This window comes from Haloferax sp. Atlit-6N (assembly GCF_003383195.1).
In the GTDB taxonomy this organism is placed as follows: domain Archaea; phylum Halobacteriota; class Halobacteria; order Halobacteriales; family Haloferacaceae; genus Haloferax; species Haloferax gibbonsii.
The window spans coordinates 171,073-193,748 of the sequence record NZ_QEQJ01000002.1; the positions used below are offsets into that span (position 1 = coordinate 171,073).

Here is a 22,676-nt window from a genome sequence, read left to right on the forward strand (position 1 = left end):
GAACGTACTCATCCGGCGACGACGGGTCCGGCCCGGTGGGGTTCGAGGCCCGGTCGTGGGCGCAGTCGCTCGCCGGTCGAAAGGTGGGACGGTCCCCCGTCCCTGCTCATGAAGAGACGCGGAGACGGTTCGAAGGGGCATGGAAAGTCCCACCACCGGACTGCTCCCGCGTCGATTCAACGTGCACGCCGGACGTACAAGAACCTCGCTAAGTTCCCTCGATGGACCTATATAGCTTCAACGAGCAGCCGGCAAATACTGCTCATTAATCAAAATCGCCGGCGGAGCTCAGACCGGGCGATGGCCCGCCTCGTCGGGGGTGTTGTTCGGCGTTCGCCACGCGTCGTCGAGGTGTTCGACGAGCGCGCGGGCGACGGCCACCGGCTCCTCGTGGTGGACCCAGTGGGTCGCCTCGTCGAACGTCTTGAGGTGGCCGTCCTCGCAGAACGCGAGGCTCTCGCGCGCCATCTTCGGCCGGAGGAACCGGTCCCGGGTCCCCCAGACGACGAGCGTCGGGGGCTCGACCGTCTCGACGCGGGGTCGCGGGCGCTCGCGGGCGACCGCCCGGTACCAGTCGACCATCGAGCCGTAGGCTCCGGAGACCGACCACGCGGCGCGATAGCAGTCGAGGTCGGCCGCCGAGAACGTGCCGGGAAGCGCGGTGCCGGTCATCGTCCGCTCCAAGACGGCCCAGTCGCCGACGGGGGCGACGAGCTCGGGGAGCTTCGGCAGTTGGAAGAACAGGACGTACCAGCTCCGGAGCTGCTGGGCCGGGTCGCGTCTGAGGTGGCGAGAGAGCACTACCGGGTGCGGGAGGTTCATCGCGGTGAGAGAACGCACCCGGTCGCGGTGGTGGAGCGCGGTCCACCACGCCACCGCGCCACCCCAGTCGTGACCGACGACGTGGGCCTTCTCGTAGCCGAGCGCGTCCGCGACGCCGACCACGTCGTCGGCGATTTCGTCGATGCTGTACCACTCGACGCCCGAGGGGCGGTCGCTCAGGTTGTAGCCGCGCTGGTCGAGCGCGACGACCCGGTAGCCCGCTTCGGTCAACGGGCGGAGGTAGTCCGCCCACGCGTACCAACACTCCGGAAAGCCGTGGAGGAGGACGACGAGTTCGCCGTCTTCCGGTCCGGCTTCGACCGCGTGGAGCGTGACCTCACCCGCGTCGATGCGGCGGCTCGTCGCCTCGACGGACAGCTCCGCGTCGTCGCGCGACAGCCCCGATTGCTTCGCCATACCCCCCGCTACGGCGGCGAAGGACAAATGTGCCGCGGCGACGCGAGAGGCCATCGGCGGCGAGAAAACGGGTCGGTTCCGCGGCGCCCTTCGGACTACCCGAACAGGCGCTCCCTGATGCTCCGCGAGCGACTCCGCTCGGCCAGGAGGACCGAACACTCCACGTCGTCGACGACGTCCATGACGACGGTGCCGCGGACGAGCCGCGAGAGGAGGCCGCGTTCCGTCGCGCCGACGACGAGCAGCGACGCGTCGGTCGCGTGCGACTCGATAGCCCTCTCGACGTCGCCGGTCTCGACGGTGAGCGTGGCGTCGCCGAGACCGCGCTCGTCGGCCCACTCGCGGAGGAACTGCTCACCCGCTTCCCTGTCGTCGGCGACGTGGAGAAGCTCTATCTCCGCGTCGCAGAACTCGCGCAGGACCGAGGCGATAGACGCCGAGAGGTCGGAGTCCGGACCGCCGGCGGTCGGCACGAGCACGTGCGAGGGGTCGAACCCGCGGTCCTTCAGCACCAACACGTCGTAGGGGAGCGCGTGCGTTATCTCCTCGAACGCGCTCTCGGCGCGGCCGGGCGACCCGTGGCTGTCGGGGCCCCAGCCCATGACGACGAGGTCGGCGCTGTAGGTCTCCGCCGCGTCGAAGACCTCCTCGAACGACCGGTGAGAGAGGACCGTGTGGGTCTCGATGTCCACGCCGAGTTCGTCGGCGTCGACGCGGGCCTGTTCGAGCAGGCGGTCGGCCTCGGCGAAGTCGTACTCCTCGCGGGCCGATTCGAGCGCGGTCTGGTCGGGCACCTTCACGATGTGGACGCCGACGAGCGTCCCGTCGTTGGCCTTGGTGACGGCCCCGGCCAGCGAGATGAGGTCGCGCTCGCTTTCGGGGTTCGAGAGGGGGACCATGACGCGATAGCCGCCGTCGGGCTGGACAGAGGTGGCGGCCGAGACTGCGGCATCCGGGAGCTGTTCCGACTGCTGGAGCAGGTACTTCCCGAGGATGCCCTGTTTCGTCGCCCTGGTGCGGGCGTAGGCGGCGTACCACAGCATGGCGAACACCACGAACCCGGCAGCGAGGAGGACGATGTTGTTGGCGAAGAAGGCGATGAGGGCGAACGACGTAATCGCCCCGAGGATGGGGGTGATGGGGTACAGCGGAACCCGGTAGTCCGGCTGGTAATCCTCGGGGTCGGACACGCGCATCACGATGAGCGCAACGTTGAGCAGCCCGTAGATGATGAGGTGGAGGACGCTCCCGGCGTTCGCGAGGGTGTTGACGTCGGCCAGCAGGATGAACAGGAGGATGAACCCGCCGGTGATGGCGATAGAGCGGTACGGCGTGCCGAACCGGGGGTGAATCTCGTTGAGTTCCTCGGAGACGATGCGGTCGCGCCCCATGGCGAAGTTGATGCGCGAGGAGGCGAGAATCGAGGCGTTCGCGGACGAGGCGGTCGCGAGGAGGCCGCCGAACAGCATCGCACCCGCGCCGACCGGACCGATGAGGAGCCGGGCGACGTCGACGACGGCGGTGTCGTTTCCGGCGACGAGGCTGTTGTCCACCGCGGCCAGCACGGTCAGGAGGACGAGCGCGTACACCACCGTCACGATGACGACGCTGCCGAGGACGGCCCGCGGGAGGTTCTTCCCGGGGTTCTTGATCTCCTCCGCGACGGAGGTGATCTGGACGAATCCGAGGTACGAGACGAAAATGAGGCCGGTCACGGGGAGGAGCGGCGACACGCCCTTGTCCGGCGGGACGAACGGTCGGAGTTTTGCGAGGTCCGCGTTCAGCAGTCCGAAGACCGTGAACACGGCGAGGATGGCCAACAAGATGAGCACGATGGCGTTCTGTAGCTTCCCCGTCTCCTTCGCGCCGACGTAGTTGATGAACACGAAGAGGAGACCGCCCGCGAGGGCGACGAGTTTCACGCCGGAAACCGTGATACCGCCGAGGACGAGGCTCGGAATGGGGAGGAACGTCACCACGTACTGACCGAACCCGGTCATGTAGAACGCGGAGGCGAACGCGAGCCCCATCCAGTTGCCCCACCCGGCGACGCTGCCGAACAGCGGCCCGAGGGCGTGGTTGATGTAGTAGTACGCGCCGCCGGATTTCGGCATCGCGGTGCCCAGTTCGCTGGCGGACATGGCGGTCAAGAGCGCGATGACGCCGCCGAGGACGAACGCGGCGGCCGCGAGCGGCCCGGCCTGTTGGACCGCTGCCCCCGGAAGCACGAAGATGCCCGCGCCGATCATCGTCCCGATACCGATAGTCAATGCCGCGAGCGGGCCGAGGTCTTTGGCGAGTTCCTCGTCCGTCATGTTTCACCGTCTTCGTCGGCGTCGTCCGCCGGCAGCACGACCACGGGACGGTCGCTGTGCCGAATCAACTCCTCGCGGACCGCGCCCGAAAAGAGGTCCCACCACGAGCGGCCGCCGCGCGGGGTGAAGACGATGGCCGTCGCGTCGGCCTCGCGAGCCGCTTCGAGAATGGCGTCGCCGACGTCGGTCGCGAACCGGAGGTCGGTCTGAAGTTCGATGCCGGCGTCGTCCGCGGCGCGGCGGGCGATGTCGAACAGTTCGTCCGCGACCTCCTCGCGCTGTTCGACGCCGGCTTTGTCCGGCGCGCCGCCCGCCTTCTCGATGACGTGGACGACGGAGGCCCGACCATCGGCCGCCGCGATGCGCGGGAACGCGGTGGCACAGGTGGTATCGGCGTCGTCCGCGTTCGCGAGCGGGAGCAGCGGGCGAGAGAACAGCGACTCGACGTGTTCAGTCATGTGTCGGACCTGCGAGAGTGGAGTAAGGGAGGCGATTCCACCCGGCGGAACGGGATTGTGCCGGGGCGAGCGAGCCCACTTCACAACGTGACCGTCGGGAATTCATGCGCGGAGGTTGTGCGGCAATAGATTTAGAAGTTCGCAAACCGGGGCACAGCGTCGAATCGAATCGAACGCGGAGGGAACCCGCCCGCTCAGACGGCGGTGACCCACGCCCGGTACGCCTCGTCGCGGCCGTAGACCGCCTGAAAGACGCGGTCTGCGAAGCCGGCGAGGCGGTTCGCGTCCGAGCGGGCGGTGATGCGGACGTTCGTCCCCTCGGCCTCCTCGGGGCTCTCCAGTTGGTCGATTCGGAACTCGGGGAACTCCGCGAGCAGCCCCTTGAGCCGGTCGAGTTCCTCGTCGGTCACGTCCATGTTGAACGTCTGGTCGGCGAACTGAATCCACGGGCCGGGCCCCTCGCCGTCGACGTCGGCGAGGCGTTCGGCCTCGATGGTGAGAAAGGCGCTGCCGCGGTCGCGGTGCGCCGACACGGCGTCGGCGAAGAGCTTTCGGCGCTCGCGCGCGGTGTCGGCCTCGAATCGGGTCATGCGACTTGCTACACGCGCGCGGTACAAAAACGGCCCGCGTCGGGGCGGTGAGTCCCGGACCGCGGAGCGACCCGAACGGCCGTCAGCGCGTCAGAACAGCGCGAGAACCGCGGCGAGCGCGAGCGCGCTGATGGTGAGCAGTTGCAGTCCGAGGACGGCGAGCGGAGCCGCGCCCGTCTGTCGCATCGCGTCGAGCCGAACGTCGAGTCCGAGACCGACGAACGCGAGCGCGAACAGGGCGTCGCTGGCGGTGCCGACGGTCGCGAGCGTCGCCTCCGAGAGGAGGCCGAGGTTGGCGACGGCGGCGACGGCGACGAAGCCGACGAGGAACCGGGGAACGCCGTCGAAGACGGCGCGCAGACCGGTGGCTGCCTCCTCGGCCCGGCCGGCGTAGCGAACCGCGTAGGCGACGGCGACGAAGCCGAGCATGGAGTTTCGCGCGAGTTTGGTCACGGTCGCCCAGCGACCGGCGACCTCGGAGTGGGCGAAGCCGGCCGCGGTGACGGGGCCGGTGCTGAACATGCTCAGGCCGGCCCAGATGCCGAACTGACGGCCGGACAGCGGAAGCAGGTCGCCGGCGATGGGGAACACCGCGAGGGTGAGCGCGTCGAACAGGAGGACCGCGGCGACGACGTGGGTGAGGGACTCGCCGTCGGCGTCGATGGTGCCGGCGATGGCGGTGGCCGCGGAGACGCCGCAGACGCTCGCGCCGGCCGCGAGGAGCGACCCGGTCTTGTCGGCGAGGCCGAACACGCGGCCGGCGACGGCCTCGACGAGGAGGACGCCGGCGGCGACGGTGACGACGACGAGCGCGACGAGCACCGGCCCGGAGGCGACGAGTTCGTCGATTGCGATGCGAGCGCCGAGCAGGACGATACCCGTTTCGAGGAGGAGCTTCTGCGTGTCGACGCCGGGGCGCGCCCAGTCGGGAACGCCGACCGTGTTGGCGACGACGGCCCCGAAGAGCACGCCGAGCAGGAGCGCGTTGACGCCGGGGACGAAGCCGGCGACGAGCGCCGCCGCCCCCGCGAGGACGACGAGGATGCCGACGCCCGGTGCGAGTCGCGCGAGCCGGCCGATGCCGGCGTCCGAGCTCTCCCCGGCGCTCACGGCCCGAGCGTCGCGAGGACGGTCACGACGACGAGCCCGAGGGCGGTCGCGCGCCAGCCGCGTTCGAGCGTACACCACAGACCGTACGCGCGCTCGACGGTGGCCGCGCCGAACGCGTCGCGCATGAGGGACGAATCGCGCATCTGTCGGTGCCACGAGGGCCGCGCCGTTGAACGTGTCGCTTCCGTCTGTGAAACCGGCAACAAAACCCGCGAACACCGCGGTGGGACGGCCGTGAGAGCTGTAGAACGGCGAACAAGGAGCAACATTGTCTCGTTCCTCTGACCGCCGCCGTCGCAGAACTCAGTACGTATCTTCAACACTATATGCTCTCGACGGATGGGGTCAGATATGGGAAAGCGCATCCTCCTGCTCGGAGCGCCGGGCGCAGGTAAGGGCACACAGTCGAAGCGACTCGCCGAGACCTACGGCGTCGAACACGTCACCACCGGCGACGCGCTGCGCGCGAACAAGGACATGGAGACCGAGTACGGGACGCCCCGCTCGTTCATGGAGAAGGGCGAACTCGTCCCCGACGCGGTCGTCAACGAAATCGTCGAGGCCGCGCTGGAAGACGCCGACGGCTACGTCCTCGACGGCTACCCGCGGAACCTCTCGCAGGCGGAGTACCTCACCGAAATCACCGACCTCGACGCGGTCATCTACCTGCAGGTCGCCGAGTCCGAGCTCGTCGAGCGCCTCACCGGCCGCCGCGTCTGCGACGACTGCGGCACGAACTTCCACGTGAAGTTCAACCAGCCCGAAGCGGAGGGCGTCTGCGACGACTGCGGCGGCGAACTGGTCCAGCGCGACGACGACACCGAAGAGACGGTCCGCGAGCGCCTGTCGGTGTTCAAGGAGAACACCGAGCCGGTCATCGAACACTACCGCGACGAGGGCGTCCTCGTCGAGGTCGACGGCGAACAGACCCCCGACGAGGTCTTCGAGGACGTTCAGGTCGTCGTCGACGACGCGTAAGCGCGCGCTCGGAACGACGTTTTTCACCGACTATACTCGGAGCGCCGGCGCTGTCGCCGGCGCGCCCGCTCTCGTCTCCAGAGTAAAACCTTGATAACAGCCGGTTGCTAAAGGGCCGGTAATGGCACGAATCGAATCTCGGGTGCGCGACCTCGTCGGCTCCGACGCCGACATGCGCGCCGCCGTCGAAACCGTCATCGAACGGGCGGACGACGGAGAAGTCGAGTGGGCCGACGTTCGCGACGAGCTCACGAGCGGCCAGTGGGGTCGCCTCATCGAGAAAGGCATCCTCGTCGACGGCGACGAGGGGTTCCGGCTCGCCGACGCGGCGGAGACCCGCGCCGGCCTCGAAGACGACACGTCCGACTCCGGCGGCTCGTCGTCGTCCTCGTCGGTCGATACCGACACCGGTGACTCCTCGTGGTCGAAGTACGACAAGGGCGCGGCCGTCGTCACGGTCGGCCTGTTCCTCGGCTACTCCGTCTCCGAGGTCCGGAACGTCATCGGCGGCGTGATGGACGTGGCGCTCGGCCCGCTGGCCGACATGCTCCCGTTCTACGCCGTCGTGATGGTCCTCGCGCTCGCGACCGGCCTCTACTCCACGCTCCTGCAGGCGAACCTCATGGACATGGAGAAGATGGGCATGTATCAAGAGCGGATGAAGGACATCCAACAGCGACAGAAGGACGCCAAGGAGCGCGGCGACGACGCGGCGCTCGAGAAGATTCAAGAAGAGCAGATGGAGGCGATGGGCGACCAGATGGGCATGTTCAAAGAGCAGTTCCGCCCGATGGTCTGGATCATGTTCCTCACCATCCCGGTGTTCCTCTGGATGTACTGGGCCATCGGCGTCGGCGGGGGCTCCGACCCGCACATCGTCACCGATAACATCGTGCTCCCGCTCGTCGGGTCCGTCGAGTGGAAGCAGGGTGTCATCGGCCCGATGCAGGCGTGGATTGTCTGGTACTTCCTCTGCTCGATGGGCTTCACCCAGATCATCCGCAAGAGCCTGAACATCGACATGTCGCCGTCGGCGTCGTAAGCCGACCCGAGCGACTCGAAACGACTCCGTCTCTCTCTCCGTTTCCGCGTCTCACCACCCTCGGTTCTCTCCCACTCTCCCCCGTGAGAAGCCTCCGCAGGGGCCGTCGGCAACGATAACACCTTTTAGCCGACCGCACGCAGCATGGATATGTTACTGACCGTCTCCGGACCACCGGGCAGCGGGAAAAGCACGACCGCCGCCGCGCTCGCCGAGGCGTTCGACCTCGAACACATAAGCGGCGGGGACATCTTCCGCGAGCTCGCCGCCGAGCGCGACATGACCGCCGTCGAGTTCAACAAACTCGCCGAGGAGGACGACCAAATCGACCGCGACCTCGACCGCCGCCTCCGCGACATCGCCCTCGACCGCGACGACGTGCTCCTCGAATCTCGCCTCGCCGGCTGGCTCGCCGGGGACGCCGCAGACCTCCGCTTTTGGCTCGACGCCCCCGTCGACGTTCGCGCCGAGCGCATCGCCGACCGCGAGGACAAAGCGCCCGACATCGCCCGCGAGGAGACGACGACCCGCGAGGCGAGCGAGGCCAAGCGGTACGACGCCTACTACGACATCGACATCACTGACCTCTCTATCTACGATATCGCGCTCAACACCGCCCGCTGGGGGCCCGACGAGGTGACGGCCGTCTGCATCGCCGCGGTCGACTCCTACGACCCCGAAGCCGACGAGGGCAAGTACCCGGTCGACGGCGTCCGTTACGACTTCTGACCATGCTCCGAGACCCGCCCGAACACCGGAGCGTCGACGACCTGCTCTCGTTCGGCGTCGTCAACCTCGACAAGCCGCCGGGGCCGTCGGCCCACCAAGTCACCGGCTGGGTCCGCGACATGGCCGACGTCGACCGCGCCGCTCACTCGGGAACGCTCGACCCGAAGGTGACCGGCTGTCTCCCCACGCTCCTCGGCGACGCGACCCGCATGGCGCAGGTGTTCCTCGAAGGCTCGAAGGAGTACGTCTCCGTGCTCGAACTCCACGGGCCCGCGCCGGCCGACATCGACTCGACCGTCGCCGAGTTCGAATCGAAGCTCTACCAGAAGCCCCCGCGGAAGTCCGCCGTCTCGCGCCGCCTCCGCGTCCGCGAGGTGTACGACCTCGACCTCCTCGAAGTGAAAGACAGACAGGCGCTGTTGCGCATCCGGTGCGAGTCGGGCACGTACATCCGGAAACTGTGTCACGACCTCGGACTCGCGCTCGGTACCGGCGGCCACATGGGTCACCTCCGCCGGACCGCGACCGACCCCTTCGACGACGCGGACCTCGCCACGCTCCACGACCTCACGGACGCCCTCGCGTTCGCCGAGGAGGGCGACGAGTCGTGGCTCCGCGACGTGGTCTCGCCCGCCGAGCGGGCGCTGTCGAACCTCCCATCGGTCACCGTGGCCAACAGCGCGGCCCGCGAGGTCGCCAACGGCGCGCCCGTCTACGCGCCCGGCGTCTTCGACGTCGACGCCGACGCCTCTCGCGGCGACCTCGTCGCCTGTTACACCGACGACGGTTCGGCCGTCTGTCTGGGCGAACTCGTCGGCGACGCGGACGCCGACGCCGGCGAGGTCGTCTCGCTGGAAGCCGTGTTAGTGTGAGGCCGCTTCGCGCTACTTTCTCCGGCGCTTTTTCTCCGCGTCCGCGAGCGTCTCCGCCTGCTCGTTGACCGACGCGACCTCTCGTTTCGCGTCCGACTTGTCGAGGTCGTAGACGTAGCGCCACGACGCCAGCGGGTAGCCGTGGGACTCCTCGGGGCGCTCCGCCGACGGTTCGGACTCGGAACCGCGGCGAATCGACCACCACCGGAGGCCTGCGACGCCCACCGCGAGGAGGACGAGGAGCATCGCGACGAACGGGAGGAGTCCGAGCGGGACGCTCTGGAGGGACGTGAACATGCGTTGTCATTACTTCCGAGGCGGCAAAAGCGTACTCGTGGGGCGGAATCGGTTTCTTGGCACCGTTCGAACCGCACGACGACGGTGCGATACCGTGGCACGCCAGCTCTTCGCGTCGCCGCGACGAAACGAAGGGCTTAACCGCGAGACACGCATCGCTTTGAATGCACCCCGGGACCGTGGGGTAGTGGTATCCTCTGCCGATGGGGTCGGTAGGACCTGAGTTCGACTCTCAGCGGTCCCACTTCTTACTTTCATGGGTTGAAATCACCAGCAGTACAAGCTCTCTCTGTACATTTTGCATTAGATAGCAGGTCGAAAATAAAAAACTGCTTAAAAACCCCTTCTGACGGGTGGTTTGCGTGACCCGCGAGTGCCCCACGTGCGGTCACGAGTCAGAGAAACTGTTCCGCTGTGAGCGTTGCGGGCGCGACCTCGTCGGAGGCGACCGCCGGTGAGCGACGACACCAGTGAGGTCGTCGCGGAGTTCTCCGTCCTCGACGATGCAGACCTCGTCACTTCGAACGACGAGGACACCATCGAGTCCGCAGTTGACAACGGCTACGAGCCCGGTTCGACCGTCGACGACGAGCCGGTCGACGTCGAGTTCGAGATGCCGGAGTTCGTTGCCGTCTGTCGGTACTGCCAGACGAGCTTCGAGACCGAAGCGGCCGCGCTCGAACACGAGTGGAACTGCGACCTGGAGCCGACCGGTGAGTGTCGCTTCTGTGGCGACGCGCACATCCGGAAGGACGTTCGCGAGGATCACTTCTACGCCTGCGCGGAAGCCGAGCAGCACGAACGCTGTCAGAAGCGTGGCGTCCGGGCGCGGACGATGCGTGGACAGGACTCGACGACCGCCGTCTCGGGACTTCGGAAGTTCCTCTTCCCACAGCCACACGAGTTCTCGGCGTACCTGAAGTGGGACGACGCGCTGTCGACCTACTTCGGACTCGTCTCGCTGTACAAAATGCACGACTTCGAAGAGTACGGGAACCTTCGCGCCGGTATCGAGTTCGGTGGCGAAGAGTGGAACGTCGAGTTTGGCTACGCCGACAACCCCGGTCTCGCGACTCCGGACGATAGTACCGACCTCGGTCGGTGGGACTGGCGACTTGAGGACGTTCCTGAGTTCCTCATCCGCGTCTACCCCGCGGCCTACCAGTCGTTCAAGGACGCGAAGGACGAGAACCGCAAGCGCGCGTACTTCCGTGTTCGTCCGCGGTGGCCGGGAATCACCTCCAAGAGCGGGAAGAATATCCCGAACCCGCACAACATCCTCGGCGTCGACGTCGAGACGCGCGGGAGCTACTTCGAGTTCGACCAGTACCCGAGCGTCTTGTTCGAGGCACTACGCGAGCTTCGCGAGCGACAAGAGGAGTTCGGATGGAACTCGTTCACGGGCGTCGACTACCAGGCGCTCCATCCCGACGAGATACACGAGTCGTCGAACGTTACTGATGCCGAGCTGTACGTCCGCGCGAAGAAGGGCGAGACCGGTCGGGTGTTCGCACTCGACGGGACGCTTCACCGCATCGCACTCATCCTCGGCGGCGAGCGTAGCGGCTACTCGAAGACTGTTCGCGACGACCGCGTCTGCGAAGGCTGGTATCACACGTCCACAGTCTGCGCGATGCGCGCCGCCGAGATCGTCGGTGGTCACGAACTCCCGAAGGAGTTCAAGCACTACCACGTGAAGAACCCGGACGCTGTCGCTGGAACACCGCTGAAGAACCCGAAGATCGGCGTCTCCTATCAGAACTCGCTGTACGATGATACCCTCCGGTTCGACGACGTCGACCAGCTCCACAAGGAACTCGACGAGGCTCTGCTGAACGTTCTGAACTGGTCCGACCTCCCAGTGACGCCTGACCACCAGATGTACGTCGCGGACGACTACTTCGCCGTTGAGGGCGAGGCACGAATGGCGAAGGTCGTCGACAACCCGCTGCCGCGTATCGCTCAACAGCAGGACCACGAGATTCGGAAGTTCGCGGTCGCGGGGAACATGAACGAGACCGACGTTGCGCTCGTTGACGAACTGGTGACCGACGGTGGAAACGTCTCACCTGCTGACCTCGCGGACCGAATCGGGAAGGACATCAGTACGGTCTACAGCGCGCTGAAGCGACTCGGTGAGCTGGTGATCCACGAGTACGGACACGTCGAACTGGCTTCGAAGCACATCGCCAACGGGATCGTCGAACACATCGAGTCGGCCAAGCGAACCGTCGAGTGTACCCTCGAGGAAGCCGCGGCCGATATCATCCGTGCGGACACCTATGGCGAGAGCGACGACCCGTGGTCTCATTGGCTCCGCCATTGGGTCCGCAACCGGAAGGACGGCGAGTACCGCGAACGTCTCGAACTGGCTCCGCAGAAGTCGCGCTCAGAGATCCAGCGTCTTATCCGGTCGGGTGTCAACGCCTGGTCGCGGGTGACTGGAAATCCACAGATAGAGTTCGCTCGTGAGTTCGAGATCGAGGCGACCGCGCTCGATACATCGAAGCGGGTCGTCTTCCAACTCCACGAACTGAAGAGCCTCTTCGGTTCGAACGTGGTCAAGCTCGCCAGATAGCGTACGACTCCTGAGTGGCGACACTACCCGTTCGGTGAGAAATCGGCTCCTTTTGCAGCTTTTTCAGGGTTGTATCAGATGTAATTTTCCAGCTGTCGATTTACCCGGACAGCGACCGCGACCGCAGGCACTCCGAATTTGGGGGTACCCCCCAATTCTCCGTTAGATGTGTGGCTAAAGAGCCACACTCCAAGATTACCGGAGTCTCCTCCGGAGACTCCAGATGAAACAGATGAAACGGGGGTCGCCGCGCCTACTCGGCGCGGCTTCTATCTCAATATGTAGTTACTGACTATTCAAGAACAAGTTTATGTCCCTGAAATTCAGATATTTGGACAGAATGGAGAATAATAACTCAGCACCCGGGGCAAGCAGTTCAAACAGTAGGCTGACTGAGCGCCAACGACACGTATTGATAGGCTCGTCTGTCGTGTTCTTTGTATCACTCGGCGTACTCATCCCTGCATTCGGCCTTTTATTCGGATGGATATTCACTCTCGGTGGCGGCCTCTTGGGAGGTGCTGCGATAGGTTACTTACGGAAAAGTGGAGGTCGCGACGGTGCAAAATACGGCCTTGTTGTTGGGTTAATTGGTGGTATTCCATCATCACTTATCGGTGTCATTGGCGGGTCAATTCTCAATGCAGCACTAATATCATCCTCATCAGGAGGAGATAGTGGTACTGCGGGAAGCCTGCTCATTTTCGCAATCATCGGATTAATTTCGGGTCTATTTCTGAAAGTACTCGGTGGGTTCGTGGGTGGGGGTTTGGTTGGTTGGTTCTTAGACGAAAACGCATAGAGTGCGATCTATTTTGACCAAAACCAGAAGAATCTAAGATACCAGTACTTGGTCTGGTAGATTCACGATGAATCCGTCTGTGCCTGTGCACGTCTTCGCACAGACAAACCCCAAGACGAGTAATTAGTAGGTGTTCTGTAGCTCGGTTCGCATTTATGGTCGTTTATCATTCCACTCTGGTGGCTGGCCATGCTTCTCAACGTGTCTATCATAATGATTCTGTTCTGCTTTTCTTGCGCTTGAGAGGAACCCCAGTTTCTTGAACCGGTAGAAGGTCGGGTTTCGTTTCTCAAGATGCTCAAGAAGACGGCGACGGAGGTTGCTAGATCTCCCGACATATTTTATCTCGCCGAACATCTTGAGCTCGTAGACTCCCTTCTTTTTAGGTGCGTTTGATTTGATATGCTGTTCCGTTGCCTTACTCCATTTCTTGTCGATTGGCATGATTTCTCTCCTTATGATTGTTTCTCTCGGGAGGCAGTCAGACAAACTCACTGGATAGTAATAAGCATAAACAGAGCGGAGTGTGAGTGAAAACTAGTTCGTCACAGTCCAGATTAGATAATCAGTCTCGAGGAGATGGCACCACGAAAATTCTGCTCGCTTTTATTTTTTAACAGTGCACGGCCGTTGGACCTATTCCAATAGCAGATGTGCCATGGCCCTCGAAGTCACATGGTCTGGCACGGGACCGAGGTAGTTCCGACGGAACGTCTCGCGCCCGGAATCGGTCATCGCCCATCCACCCCACGCCATCGTCAACTCCTCAGCGATAGGCACGCCCTCGAACGCGAGTGAGTAGAACGTGTCTGTCGCCCACGTCCGTCGGAGATCGTGCATCCCGAGGTCGTGCCACCGGTCATCGTCGAGGTCGTCGGCCAGCTGCTCACGAGCATCAACAACCCAGTCCCGCAGCGAGCGAGTCGAGACATCGATGACCGACTCGTCGGTACGCATCCGCGCTGCGGACTTCAGGTACTTCACGCGCTCGCGAAGAGACTTCGATACTGGAGTGTCTCGTCCGCCGGTTTTCCCGTCAGGAATCTCCAACCTCCACTTTCCCTGGTCGTCGATCGGCTTGAAGTGTCGCGGTTCGACGTTCCGCACCTCGTCGCTGCGGAGACCGTGAAGCGCGAGGTCGAGGGCAATACGTCGACGTGGGTACTCGTCCTCGACGAGGGTGAGGAGTTTCTGTTGTTCGTCTTGGGAGAGCCACAGTCGCTTTCCCGACTTCGATGGATATGGGCGTCGCTGCATGGTTCCAGTTCTGGTAGATAGCTCTGTTTCCCGGAACCTTAGCTAGTTCGGCCGGGTCTATTTGTCCGGAAAAGACGTCGATTACGCGTCGTTGAGGGTGCAGTTGGTTACGAGAATAGGTGATTCTCGGAACTTGTGAATGCCATCAACGTTCTCGAACTAGACGATTCTCGGAACAACTCGCACCAAAGAACAGCGCCATCGCGGCTTGGTGCGCCATCGCTCGCAGGAGGCCAACCAGCATCGCCGGGCCACTGCACGTCAATTCATCCAGCGCCTCGAGAACACGTGTCGTCGGTGTCATCGGTATCCAAGCGCTTCCAGTTGTTCTGTGACATCAGCCGGTGACGCTTTCGACACCATCTCACCGGGAGTGTATCCGCCAGTGTCGCTCGCTTCGAGTTCGACCCATGGCACGCGTTTCAGCGACGGAACCCACGAGTTCCGTGGGTGTCCGTAGACGCCGAACTCTCCAACTGCGTTCGCGTGGTCAGACGAGACGACTACCGTCCCGTCGACATTCTCGACCAAGAGCCGAACGTCGTCGAGCACGAGTTCGAGGTTCCGTCGATATGCAGACCAGAACTCATCGAACGAACGCTCACCGTCTCGGAGTTGCATCCACGGGGATTTGACGCCGGTCTCGACGCTGGTCTTGCCGATATCGTTCTGGTCAGGGTAGCCATCCGACCAATCGCAATCGACGAACGGAACGTGCGGCTGCATGAACCAGACAATTATCCGGTCCTGGTCGCCAGCACGAGACTGTCGAATCGCGGCATCAGTCACCGACCGAGGCAGAATCGTTCCGTGGTCGTCATCCCACGAGTGTCTCCACACCTCGTTGACGGTGAACCACTCCTCGCTGTCGATGTCACGAGAGAATGGATTCGCCGTCACTAGTGCGGTTCGCGACATCTCGTCACGATATCGTGGTCGCGTCATCCGCTCGACGAACTCCGCTGACATCGACGCCGGACTCACATGAGTGTCGACATCCGGGATCCAGTCAGTCTCGTCAGCGACCTCGGTCATCAAGTCGAACCGGCACGCGTCGAGGAGAACCAGAATGTCCCAGTCGCCACGCTCCCAGTGAGGAACACCATAGTTCACGCGCCCACCAACGCGCCGGCCAACGCCGTTGACGATTTCGCCAACTGTGGTCTCGAAGGCTTTCGACGGCGGATGTCGCTCGAAGTCGGAGCGCACCTGAGCGAGGAAGTCCGACACCGTCATTTCTCGTCCTCCAGTTTGTCGAGAATCGCCTCAGTATCGCGCTTCAGAGGGCTTCTTGCGGCCCTCTGCGATTGCGTTTGGTTGAACGATTGCTCGCTCGGCAGAACCACCGCGTAGTCGAACAGCATCCACACCGACAGCGACGAAACAGCCACACCGATGAACACGACGAAGCTTCCGAAGACTTCGCGAATCACCGGCGTCGTCGACCAAGCTGCAGACATCGCCGAGAGCATCGTGATGAGCTGCGTCACCATCCCAGACCGCTGGAACAGCACTTTTGCACCACCGAGACGGATCACGCCGCTCTCGAGCTGGGGCAGCAGTCGAGAACTCATTTGTCGCACCTCCGGAACACAGCAGTCAATTCACCAGCGTAGCATCGACTTGACGCCCAATCTGGCCACCGTTGTGCTGCGAGTCGCAGCAGCGGAGATGCTGGGGACAGCGGACCACCAAGCCAAACGTCGACCTCGCGGTGCACAAGTTCCAGCGGGATATCCGGGTCCCACTGTCTTCGATGCGCCCGCGAGAACTGTTCAGGAGTTCGCCACGTCCACCGTGGAGCGACGTGGTCAGAGTCAGTGTCGAAGTTCGAACCCAGCGGGACCGTGATGCGCAGAATCCCGTTTGGTCGCAGTGCCTTCGCCGCCTCAACGAAGAACGCCGTCCGGTCTTCCAGGTGCTCAACGACGTGGTGCGCCTCAATCACTCGCACATCATCCGACGCGAAGTCCCACGGCTTGGTTAGGTCAGCCACCACGTCCGGGTCAGCGTCTTCGTTTACGTCGACATTTGTCCAGCCATCTCGGTAGTCGGGTCCACTCCCGAGATGGAGATACTCAGCGCTTCTCTCTGTCAGGCTCATTGTTCATCACCACCATCTGCTGCGAGCCTCCGCGTTGGTAACGGCGGCTCGACGGACGTCTCGATTTGCGAGTCTTCGACCGCTTCGTTCACGATAGAACGCATCTGACGTCTGAATCGCTCCACCGAGAACTGTTGCGCGAACCTCTCGATATCGTGCTCAGTCGCAGTGACGCCCTCCGACTCGAATCGCTCTATCGCGTCGACGAGGTTGTCGACGCCGCGGTCGAAGAGAACTCCGTTCACGCCATCGATGATTTGGTGGCGAGTGAAGCCTTCACGAACACCGATAACTGGCGTCCCCGCGGCCATCGATTCGACTGGGACCATCCCGAAGTCCTCGTTGTCCGCTGCGAAGAGCGTCGCTTTCGCTCCACTCACCAGACGGCACAGTTCGTCCCACTCGACGAATCCACGGAACTCGACTGTTGGCCCCGCTATCTCTTCGAGACGCTCGCGTTCCGGACCATCACCACCGACAATCAGCTTCGTCCCCGTTCGGTTGCACGCGCGAACAATCTCGTCGATGTTCTTGTTGTCGAACATCCGGGACCACGTCACAACGTAGTCGCCAGTCTCATCGTCATGTCGAGACCAGCCCTCGACATCGATTGGAGGGTACACCACGTCGACGTCGTCAGCATCCACGTCCCAGTATCGAACAATCCGGCGCTTCACGAGGTCGCTGTTCGCGACCAATCGGTCCGCGTACTTCCCTTCTGGATGGAGCGTCCTCGCAGCCTTCGTGTAGATGTGTTTGGCAAGACCGTGGGTCTCCTCAGAGTCCGCCCACATGTCGTAAGGCGTCCGTTGAGGTGAGTGCACGTAACTGACGACCGTCTGCGTGTCACGCGGCACGAACCAACCGGGATTGTTCCCGCTCGTCACGATCACGTCGAAGTCACGCAGCTCAACCACATCCGTCCACGCGAACTGATAGAACGCGTCTCTGATGAACGCAGACCGTCTGATGAGTTGGCCCAGGACTCCATCACCAAACAAGTCGTGAAGCTCGACGTCCGGCGCGGTCGCATCCCTGTTGACGAACCCGGCGTAGACTGGTGCGTCGAACGTCCGTGCGAGTTCGTCCGAAACCATCTCGCCGCCCCCGCGCTGCGGATAGTGCTCGTGAGCGATGGCAATCTTCATCGCACACCACCGTAGGACCTCGCGAGCGCCGCGCCAGCCGGGCGTACACGCGATGAAACGCCGAAGGACCGCCGAAAGCCACGACCCGACGAACCGCCACTTGCGTATCTCAAGTTAATATAAACACAAGGGTGTGGGGGGGTGGGTGGGTGCCCCGACACTCTACATGACATCCAGATCCGCCTCCCGTACGACGTATTTCTTGATCTGCTTCGACTCGTCCTCGCTCACGCCGTAGTCCATCTTCAACAGAGCACGGTCGAAGTACTCGCCACCCGACGCCTCACTAATGTACTCCTCAACGCGGCCCTCGTCGAGAATCTCTTTTGCCACCTGCACCGGCGAGAGCTGCTCCGCCTCGGCTTCCTTCGACTCCGCCCGTACCTTCTCCAGCAAGTCGTCGATGAGGTCGTCAGTGAACTCTCCCTTTGTCGACTCGTACTCCTCCACGAGATCGGGTGTCGGGAGCTGAAACTTCATCCACTTGTGCCGGCGAAGCACACCATCGTCGCCGATCATCCGATGGTACTTCTTGTACATCTTTCCCGTCTCGTTGTTCGTCTGGATGTACTTCCACCGTGCCTTGCTGATGCCGGCTGACTCGTCCTTGCCGACCATAATCCCGAGGTGATGGAACCGACGCTGAACGTGCGAGTCGATGAGGTCGAAGTCAGGCGCGGTCATAATCGCGCCGTTGTTTCGATGTCGCCACGTCTGCGTTAGAGCGTCTAAGACCTGATTGGCGACCGTGTACCAATTCCGGTTCCCCGCGGCGACACCCGCTTCTTCGAGCACGATAATCGCACCCTCTGGGAGGTCACTCGCAGCGATTTCGAGGAACTCCTCAACGGAGTACGTCACACGATGCGGCCCGAACGTCGGGTCAAGTGCCTCCGCGAGTCGGAGTGCCGCGTAAGACTTCCCGTCCCCAGTCTCCCCGGCTAAAAAGCACATCCAGTTCTCGTTGTACACGTTCATCCGCGGCCATATCTTGCGTCGGAGAATCAGGTTCTCGCGAACTCGGTCGGGCATCTCCGACCAGTGGCTTGAGAGATTCTTAGGAGGTACGTGCGACTGCATCCGGTCGACGATCTCCGGCTCGATCTGTGAACTCATACGACTTCACCCTCCGCGTCCTGAAGTTCGATAGACGGCTTGAACCCGAGTTTCGTCGCCGCGTCGTCGAGGACACCCGCGATATCCATCAACTGTCGTACGTCGAGGACGACCTGTTGCGTCGTCTGTTCCTCCCGCACTCCGCGCATCGTTGAGCGGGTTTCCACGACTGTCTCGGTCGCATCCTCCAGTTCGTCGAGACGTTCGAGACCTCGATATGGGATGTCTCTGACTTCGACTGGTGCCACACCTTGTTTCTCGTAAATCGTCATCGCCTCGTCTTGCGACACCTCGATTTCCTGCCCGTCAATCTCGAAGACGTACTCTCGTCCGGCGGTCCAGCTTGGCGACAGTACCACGGAAGACCACCACTCTTTGATGATGCCCTCGGTCCGAAGTGGACGGAGCGCTCGGTAGTACTCCAGAACCCGATTCTGGAAATCGCCTCGGAGAGACCGCGGAACTATCGACATCCGCAACCGGGCGTCTTGGACCTCCGAGCGCTTCTGATGGCACCGAACCTGTGCGTCTTCGATGATACGCTCACGGACCGTCTTCGACCGCAAGTCATCCGATTTAGACATCACAGTCACCGTCAGGAATCGTGATGACAATCGAATCGGCGAGCGTGTGGACCACGAGGGGCTGCTGTTTCTCGAGTTCAAGCCACTCCGCTGCGTAGCTCGTGAGATTGATGTTCATCGAACTCCCCGTCTGCTGGATATTCCGAACCTCGCTGTTGAGCGACACAGAGTCGAGGTTGCCGGACTCGATGTGTTGAGCGAGTTTCTTCAGCTCAAGCGACTGTCGAACACCCATCTGAGACGTACACTCCGCGATTACAGACTCTATTTGCCGTGTCTGACCACTATTCTGGATTGCCATAGCGGCCGTACTAGAGAATCTGCATTAAGTCTCTACACGAGGATAGCCATGGTGGCTATCCGGCTGGATATCCACCGGAGACCCGCTCTATTACCCCATTCGTGACAGTATATTCCGGAGACATATCATCTCTGCAAAAGAGGGCACGTGTATGTCTGCATGTGCAGGCCACCCCGCCGCTGGGTTCCGCCTGGGGCCGGGTGCCAACGTCGACGACGACCACGCTATCGAAGTGGCGGTCGAGGAACCGTTCACCAACCCAATCGAGGAGTTCGTCCACGGACGTGGCGGGTTCTCCGGTCAAGCGCTCAACCGCGGTCTCGAAGCCGCACAGCGCCTCGGCATCGAACCCAAACAGGAGCACTTCACGGAGGACGCGACGACCACCGCCCGCATCTCCGGCTCGATCATGATGGTCTCCCAGGCCATCATCGTCGCCGTCGTCGCCCTCATCGTCCTCGGGTCGCTCTACTCGACCGAAATCGTCGCGAACCCGACGTACAACAACACCTGGACGTCGATGTTCGACACGTTCGCTAACTACGGCGAGACGGCGTTCATCCTCATCGGCGTCGGCCTGATCGCCGCGGGTGCGAGCGTCGCGCTCGGATTCTTCGGCGGCATGGGCGGTGGTATGGGCGGCGGCCGGTAAAACCGACATCTCACCACCTACGCACCGATTTTCCACCGCTCATCACCCAACTCAAGAGCCATGACTAACGCAATCGTCACGTTCACCGCCATCGCCGTCGTCGGTGTCTTTGCCATCGCTACTTTCGGCACCTCCTACATCGAGAGCGCCGAAGCCCAAGCGACCACGGAAGGCATCTCCCTCGACGACGCCGGTCGTCTGGTCGAGGCATCCGACATCGCCGTCGACTTCGGCGCGAACGTCACCGTCACGCACAACGGATCGACCCTCACGGAAGGGGTTGATTACCGTTTCAACGAATCGACCGGGGAACTCGAACGACTCGAAAACGCCACCGTCTCCAACGGGACGCAGGTCAACATCAGCTACCAGTTCGAGGCCCCAGACCAAACCACCCGCGACGTGAACCGCGGGCTCGGAGCGATTAGCATCCCGGTGCCGCTTCTCGCTCTCATCGCCGCTGTATTCGTCATCTGGGGGTTCCTCGGATGATACTCGTCGCACACCAGTTGGCCCTCGGTCTCCTCGGTACGCTCGCGCTCTTCGGCGCGCTCGTCTTCCGCGGCCACGACTCCGAGGCGATCTGGGCACTGCTCGGCCTCGTCGTCTGGGGCGCTCTGGCGCTCACCAGCGGGAACGTCGCCGTGTTCAACGAATCGACCGGCGAGTTCGTCTCACTCGGCTCGCCTACCATCCAGTTCGTGTGTCTCAGTGCGGCCGCCGTGAGTGCTATCGCACTCTACGGAGCCGTCTTCCACACCGCCACTAACGAGAGGGCTCGCGCATGATGGGTCGCGACTCCCAGCCCGATCCCGGCGAGCTTCAGGCGCGCGAACTCGACGAGCGCGCCGCGCAAGATCTCGAACGAACCGCGGTCAACCGCGGCGTCTCGAATGGCCCGGTCGTCGACCCCATGCACGACATGGAGCCCGAGGACCTTCTCGACCGTCTCCTCGAAGCCGACGTCGAATCCAACGAGTACGAAGAACTCGTCTCGCTCATCCAGCCGTACCTCTCGCCGAGTGAGATGCTCGCCGACCACGACGAGGAGTACTACGACGCCCGGTCCCGGCGACTCCTCAACGAGAACCTCCGCGACCGCATCGTCCGCGGCCGCGAGTACCCAGACCTCTGTACTGGCGTCTTTCGGCAGGTCGCACAGGAGGTCAACGGCGACTCGTTCAGCGGCGTCCGGAGAGACCTCGCGGACCACGAGAAAGAGGCTATCCGCACGGTCATCGACGACGTTCGAACCGACCGCCAGTCGCTCGGTGACGGCCGGCTTCTCGAAGCAATCACCGAAACACACGTCTCCAGCGAACGGCGCGACCCCGACGGTGACACGCAGTCCGGTGGTCGAGTCAGCAGTATCCTCCCGTGGTAATCCATGACTGACAAGAATCCAAAATCAAACGATACCGACCCGCTCGAACCGGACGAACCAGAGTTGTTCGCGAACACTCGAACGAAGCTCGACGAGGAATCAGAAGACCACAAAATCGCGCGGAAAGCCGGCGACGCCAGCGGCGGCCTCGTCTACAATTTCTTCCGCGGTTGGTGGGTCTTCTGGGTCTCGTTTTGGCTCAAAGTTCTTCGATTCGTCCCGAGGACGAACAAACTCGGAGACAAAGTCATCGACGCCGGCTACAAGCTCAAGCTCAAAACGACCGGTGCCGACACCATCACGCACGTCATCTACGGTGACGGCGTCATCGCACCGCGCGCGTCTTCGTGGCACACGACCGAGAACGAGTTCCGTAGCGAGAACGACGAGCGCTTCAAAACCGACGAGCAGGGCATTCCGTACCGGATGCTCGGGAAGTACCCCGTCGCGTGGGCGCTCGGGAAGTACGCTGAGACGACCGACCCAATCGAGGCGTTCATGGGTGGCCAGCGTCGCCGTGGGGAGTTCGAGCCGACCGCCACGACCGACGGTGGAACCGACGTCGCAATCCACGCCGAGGTCGCCGATGACGAATACGACGGCCGGGTCATCTCCTTCCGCGACGGCTACCGCCTGTTCGGTAGCAAGGTCACACAGGAGGACATGAGCCTCCAGGGGACGCGTGCGAAGCTCGCCGAACTCGACTGGTCCCGAAAAGAACAGCTCTATCTCGTACTCGTCGGTCTCGGAGGCGTCGCACTCGGTCTCTTCGGACCCGCGCTCGCCGCGAGTATCGCAGGGAGCGCATCCGGCACTGGCGGCGGAATCAACGTCCTTCCGTTCATGATTAACGCCGGTCTCGGAGGTGTGTTCTGATGCCGCTCCCCGGTGGAGGAGACACAGATGACCGTGAGGCGAAACGGCGCGCTGAGGAAGACATCCGTGACGCTCGCGACCGCGCTCGGGATGACAACGACAGCTCCTCCTCTTCCTCACGCTCGTCATCATCGAACGACGATGGTAGGGGTTCGTCGGTCGACCGCTCGCGAGATCGCGACCGACAGGTCGTCGAACAACGGAAATCCCAGCGTCGAGGTGACCGATACCAATCGGGTTCGTC

General features: G+C 63.0%; 27 protein-coding genes and 1 tRNA gene. 12 read left to right on the forward strand and 16 right to left on the reverse strand.

The genetic code is table 11. The features are described 5' to 3' along the window. Positions 1-288: 288 nt before the first annotated feature. The 6 genes from DEQ92_RS10050 to DEQ92_RS23405 all read right to left on the reverse strand — a co-directional run bounded on the left by DEQ92_RS10050 (position 289) and on the right by DEQ92_RS23405 (position 5,855). Complete coding sequence (locus DEQ92_RS10050; protein ID WP_115820725.1) at positions 289-1,239, reverse strand: alpha/beta fold hydrolase; 951 nt, start codon at positions 1,237-1,239, stop codon at positions 289-291. Between the two features lie 95 nt (positions 1,240-1,334). Further along, positions 1,335-3,554 (reverse strand): amino acid permease, encoded by a 2,220-nt coding sequence (locus tag DEQ92_RS10055; RefSeq protein WP_115805079.1) that lies wholly within the window; start codon positions 3,552-3,554, stop codon positions 1,335-1,337. Continuing rightward, the gene (locus tag DEQ92_RS10060) at positions 3,551-4,012 is read right to left on the reverse strand and encodes a universal stress protein (RefSeq protein WP_004975045.1); all 462 of its coding nucleotides are present in this window, start codon (positions 4,010-4,012) and stop codon (positions 3,551-3,553) included. Before DEQ92_RS10060 ends, DEQ92_RS10055 begins: the two co-directional genes overlap by 4 nt. Positions 4,013-4,206: 194 nt before the next feature. Continuing rightward, positions 4,207-4,602, reverse strand: coding sequence for a hypothetical protein (locus DEQ92_RS10065; RefSeq protein ID WP_050459652.1), 396 nt, complete (start codon positions 4,600-4,602; stop codon positions 4,207-4,209). Between the two features lie 90 nt (positions 4,603-4,692). After that, a complete protein-coding gene (locus DEQ92_RS10070) occupies positions 4,693-5,712 on the reverse strand; it encodes a YeiH family protein (protein WP_115805080.1) in 1,020 nt (339 codons plus the stop codon). Then, positions 5,709-5,855, reverse strand: a complete 147-nt coding sequence (locus DEQ92_RS23405; protein ID WP_156037881.1) for a hypothetical protein — start codon at positions 5,853-5,855, stop codon at positions 5,709-5,711. The genes DEQ92_RS10070 and DEQ92_RS23405 overlap by 4 nt, the downstream gene beginning before the upstream one ends. Before the next feature lie 208 nt (positions 5,856-6,063). Here DEQ92_RS23405 and DEQ92_RS10075 point away from each other — a divergent pair, with 208 nt between their 5' ends. The 4 genes from DEQ92_RS10075 (at position 6,064) to DEQ92_RS10090 (ending at position 9,333) form a co-directional block, all read left to right on the forward strand. Continuing rightward, entirely contained in the window at positions 6,064-6,690 is a 627-nt protein-coding gene (locus tag DEQ92_RS10075) for an adenylate kinase (protein ID WP_004975057.1), read from the forward strand. Positions 6,691-6,811: 121 nt separating this feature from the next. Next, a complete protein-coding gene (locus tag DEQ92_RS10080; RefSeq protein ID WP_004975060.1) occupies positions 6,812-7,732 on the forward strand; it encodes a DUF106 domain-containing protein in 921 nt (306 codons plus the stop codon). A gap of 150 nt (positions 7,733-7,882) precedes the next feature. After that, the gene (gene cmk / locus DEQ92_RS10085; protein WP_050459938.1) at positions 7,883-8,461 is read left to right on the forward strand and encodes a (d)CMP kinase; all 579 of its coding nucleotides are present in this window, start codon (positions 7,883-7,885) and stop codon (positions 8,459-8,461) included. Positions 8,462-8,463: 2 nt separating this feature from the next. After that, a complete protein-coding gene (locus tag DEQ92_RS10090; protein WP_115820726.1) occupies positions 8,464-9,333 on the forward strand; it encodes an RNA-guided pseudouridylation complex pseudouridine synthase subunit Cbf5 in 870 nt (289 codons plus the stop codon). A gap of 12 nt (positions 9,334-9,345) precedes the next feature. On the opposite strand, the gene DEQ92_RS10095 is transcribed toward DEQ92_RS10090, so the two are convergent. Further along, positions 9,346-9,630: a hypothetical protein gene (locus DEQ92_RS10095; protein ID WP_050459648.1), complete on the reverse strand. Its 285-nt coding sequence runs from the start codon at positions 9,628-9,630 to the stop codon at positions 9,346-9,348. Between the two features lie 173 nt (positions 9,631-9,803). On the opposite strand from DEQ92_RS10095, the gene DEQ92_RS10100 reads away from it, so the two are divergent. From DEQ92_RS10100 to DEQ92_RS23195, 3 genes are all read left to right on the forward strand, one after another. Beyond that, positions 9,804-9,874: transfer RNA gene (locus DEQ92_RS10100), tRNA-Pro, on the forward strand. 210 nt (positions 9,875-10,084) lie between these two features. After that, the gene (locus DEQ92_RS10105; RefSeq protein WP_115820727.1) at positions 10,085-12,208 is read left to right on the forward strand and encodes an Lrp/AsnC family transcriptional regulator; all 2,124 of its coding nucleotides are present in this window, start codon (positions 10,085-10,087) and stop codon (positions 12,206-12,208) included. Positions 12,209-12,518: 310 nt separating this feature from the next. After that, positions 12,519-13,010, forward strand: coding sequence for a DUF5518 domain-containing protein (locus tag DEQ92_RS23195; RefSeq protein WP_147302777.1), 492 nt, complete (start codon positions 12,519-12,521; stop codon positions 13,008-13,010). A gap of 153 nt (positions 13,011-13,163) precedes the next feature. Here DEQ92_RS23195 and DEQ92_RS10110 read toward each other — a convergent pair whose 3' ends face one another. The 9 genes from DEQ92_RS10110 to DEQ92_RS10150 form a co-directional block, all read right to left on the reverse strand. Continuing rightward, positions 13,164-13,454: a GIY-YIG nuclease family protein gene (locus DEQ92_RS10110; RefSeq protein ID WP_147299485.1), complete on the reverse strand. Its 291-nt coding sequence runs from the start codon at positions 13,452-13,454 to the stop codon at positions 13,164-13,166. Between the two features lie 192 nt (positions 13,455-13,646). After that, a complete protein-coding gene (locus tag DEQ92_RS10115; RefSeq protein WP_115820729.1) occupies positions 13,647-14,267 on the reverse strand; it encodes a site-specific integrase in 621 nt (206 codons plus the stop codon). A 300-nt stretch (positions 14,268-14,567) separates the two neighbouring features. After that, positions 14,568-15,503, reverse strand: a complete 936-nt coding sequence (locus tag DEQ92_RS10120; RefSeq protein ID WP_115820730.1) for a hypothetical protein — start codon at positions 15,501-15,503, stop codon at positions 14,568-14,570. Then, positions 15,500-15,841: a hypothetical protein gene (locus tag DEQ92_RS10125; protein WP_049967724.1), complete on the reverse strand. Its 342-nt coding sequence runs from the start codon at positions 15,839-15,841 to the stop codon at positions 15,500-15,502. The genes DEQ92_RS10120 and DEQ92_RS10125 overlap by 4 nt, the downstream gene beginning before the upstream one ends. Then, positions 15,838-16,371 (reverse strand): methyltransferase domain-containing protein, encoded by a 534-nt coding sequence (locus tag DEQ92_RS10130; RefSeq protein WP_115820731.1) that lies wholly within the window; start codon positions 16,369-16,371, stop codon positions 15,838-15,840. Before DEQ92_RS10130 ends, DEQ92_RS10125 begins: the two co-directional genes overlap by 4 nt. Continuing rightward, positions 16,368-17,519 (reverse strand): glycosyltransferase, encoded by a 1,152-nt coding sequence (locus DEQ92_RS10135; protein WP_049967723.1) that lies wholly within the window; start codon positions 17,517-17,519, stop codon positions 16,368-16,370. The genes DEQ92_RS10130 and DEQ92_RS10135 overlap by 4 nt, the downstream gene beginning before the upstream one ends. A 162-nt stretch (positions 17,520-17,681) precedes the next feature. Then, positions 17,682-18,635, reverse strand: a complete 954-nt coding sequence (locus DEQ92_RS10140; protein WP_115820732.1) for a hypothetical protein — start codon at positions 18,633-18,635, stop codon at positions 17,682-17,684. Continuing rightward, a complete protein-coding gene (locus DEQ92_RS10145) occupies positions 18,632-19,219 on the reverse strand; it encodes a hypothetical protein (RefSeq protein ID WP_049967721.1) in 588 nt (195 codons plus the stop codon). The genes DEQ92_RS10140 and DEQ92_RS10145 overlap by 4 nt, the downstream gene beginning before the upstream one ends. After that, positions 19,212-19,520, reverse strand: coding sequence for a hypothetical protein (locus DEQ92_RS10150; RefSeq protein WP_049967720.1), 309 nt, complete (start codon positions 19,518-19,520; stop codon positions 19,212-19,214). The genes DEQ92_RS10145 and DEQ92_RS10150 overlap by 8 nt, the downstream gene beginning before the upstream one ends. A gap of 151 nt (positions 19,521-19,671) precedes the next feature. On the opposite strand from DEQ92_RS10150, the gene DEQ92_RS10155 reads away from it, so the two are divergent. Genes DEQ92_RS10155 through DEQ92_RS10175 form a run of 5 tightly spaced genes read left to right on the forward strand, consistent with a single transcriptional unit; the run spans position 19,672 to position 22,432 of the window. Continuing rightward, positions 19,672-20,172: a hypothetical protein gene (locus DEQ92_RS10155; protein WP_233516843.1), complete on the forward strand. Its 501-nt coding sequence runs from the start codon at positions 19,672-19,674 to the stop codon at positions 20,170-20,172. 60 nt (positions 20,173-20,232) lie between these two features. Next, complete coding sequence (locus DEQ92_RS10160) at positions 20,233-20,664, forward strand: hypothetical protein (protein ID WP_115820733.1); 432 nt, start codon at positions 20,233-20,235, stop codon at positions 20,662-20,664. Then, a complete protein-coding gene (locus DEQ92_RS10165; RefSeq protein ID WP_115820734.1) occupies positions 20,661-20,960 on the forward strand; it encodes a hypothetical protein in 300 nt (99 codons plus the stop codon). Before DEQ92_RS10160 ends, DEQ92_RS10165 begins: the two co-directional genes overlap by 4 nt. Further along, complete coding sequence (locus DEQ92_RS10170) at positions 20,957-21,556, forward strand: hypothetical protein (RefSeq protein ID WP_233516844.1); 600 nt, start codon at positions 20,957-20,959, stop codon at positions 21,554-21,556. The genes DEQ92_RS10165 and DEQ92_RS10170 overlap by 4 nt, the downstream gene beginning before the upstream one ends. A 3-nt stretch (positions 21,557-21,559) precedes the next feature. Next, positions 21,560-22,432 carry a hypothetical protein gene (locus DEQ92_RS10175; RefSeq protein ID WP_115820736.1) on the forward strand — a complete coding sequence of 291 codons (873 nt, stop codon included), beginning with the start codon at positions 21,560-21,562 and terminating at the stop codon, positions 22,430-22,432. Positions 22,433-22,676 lie beyond the last annotated feature (244 nt).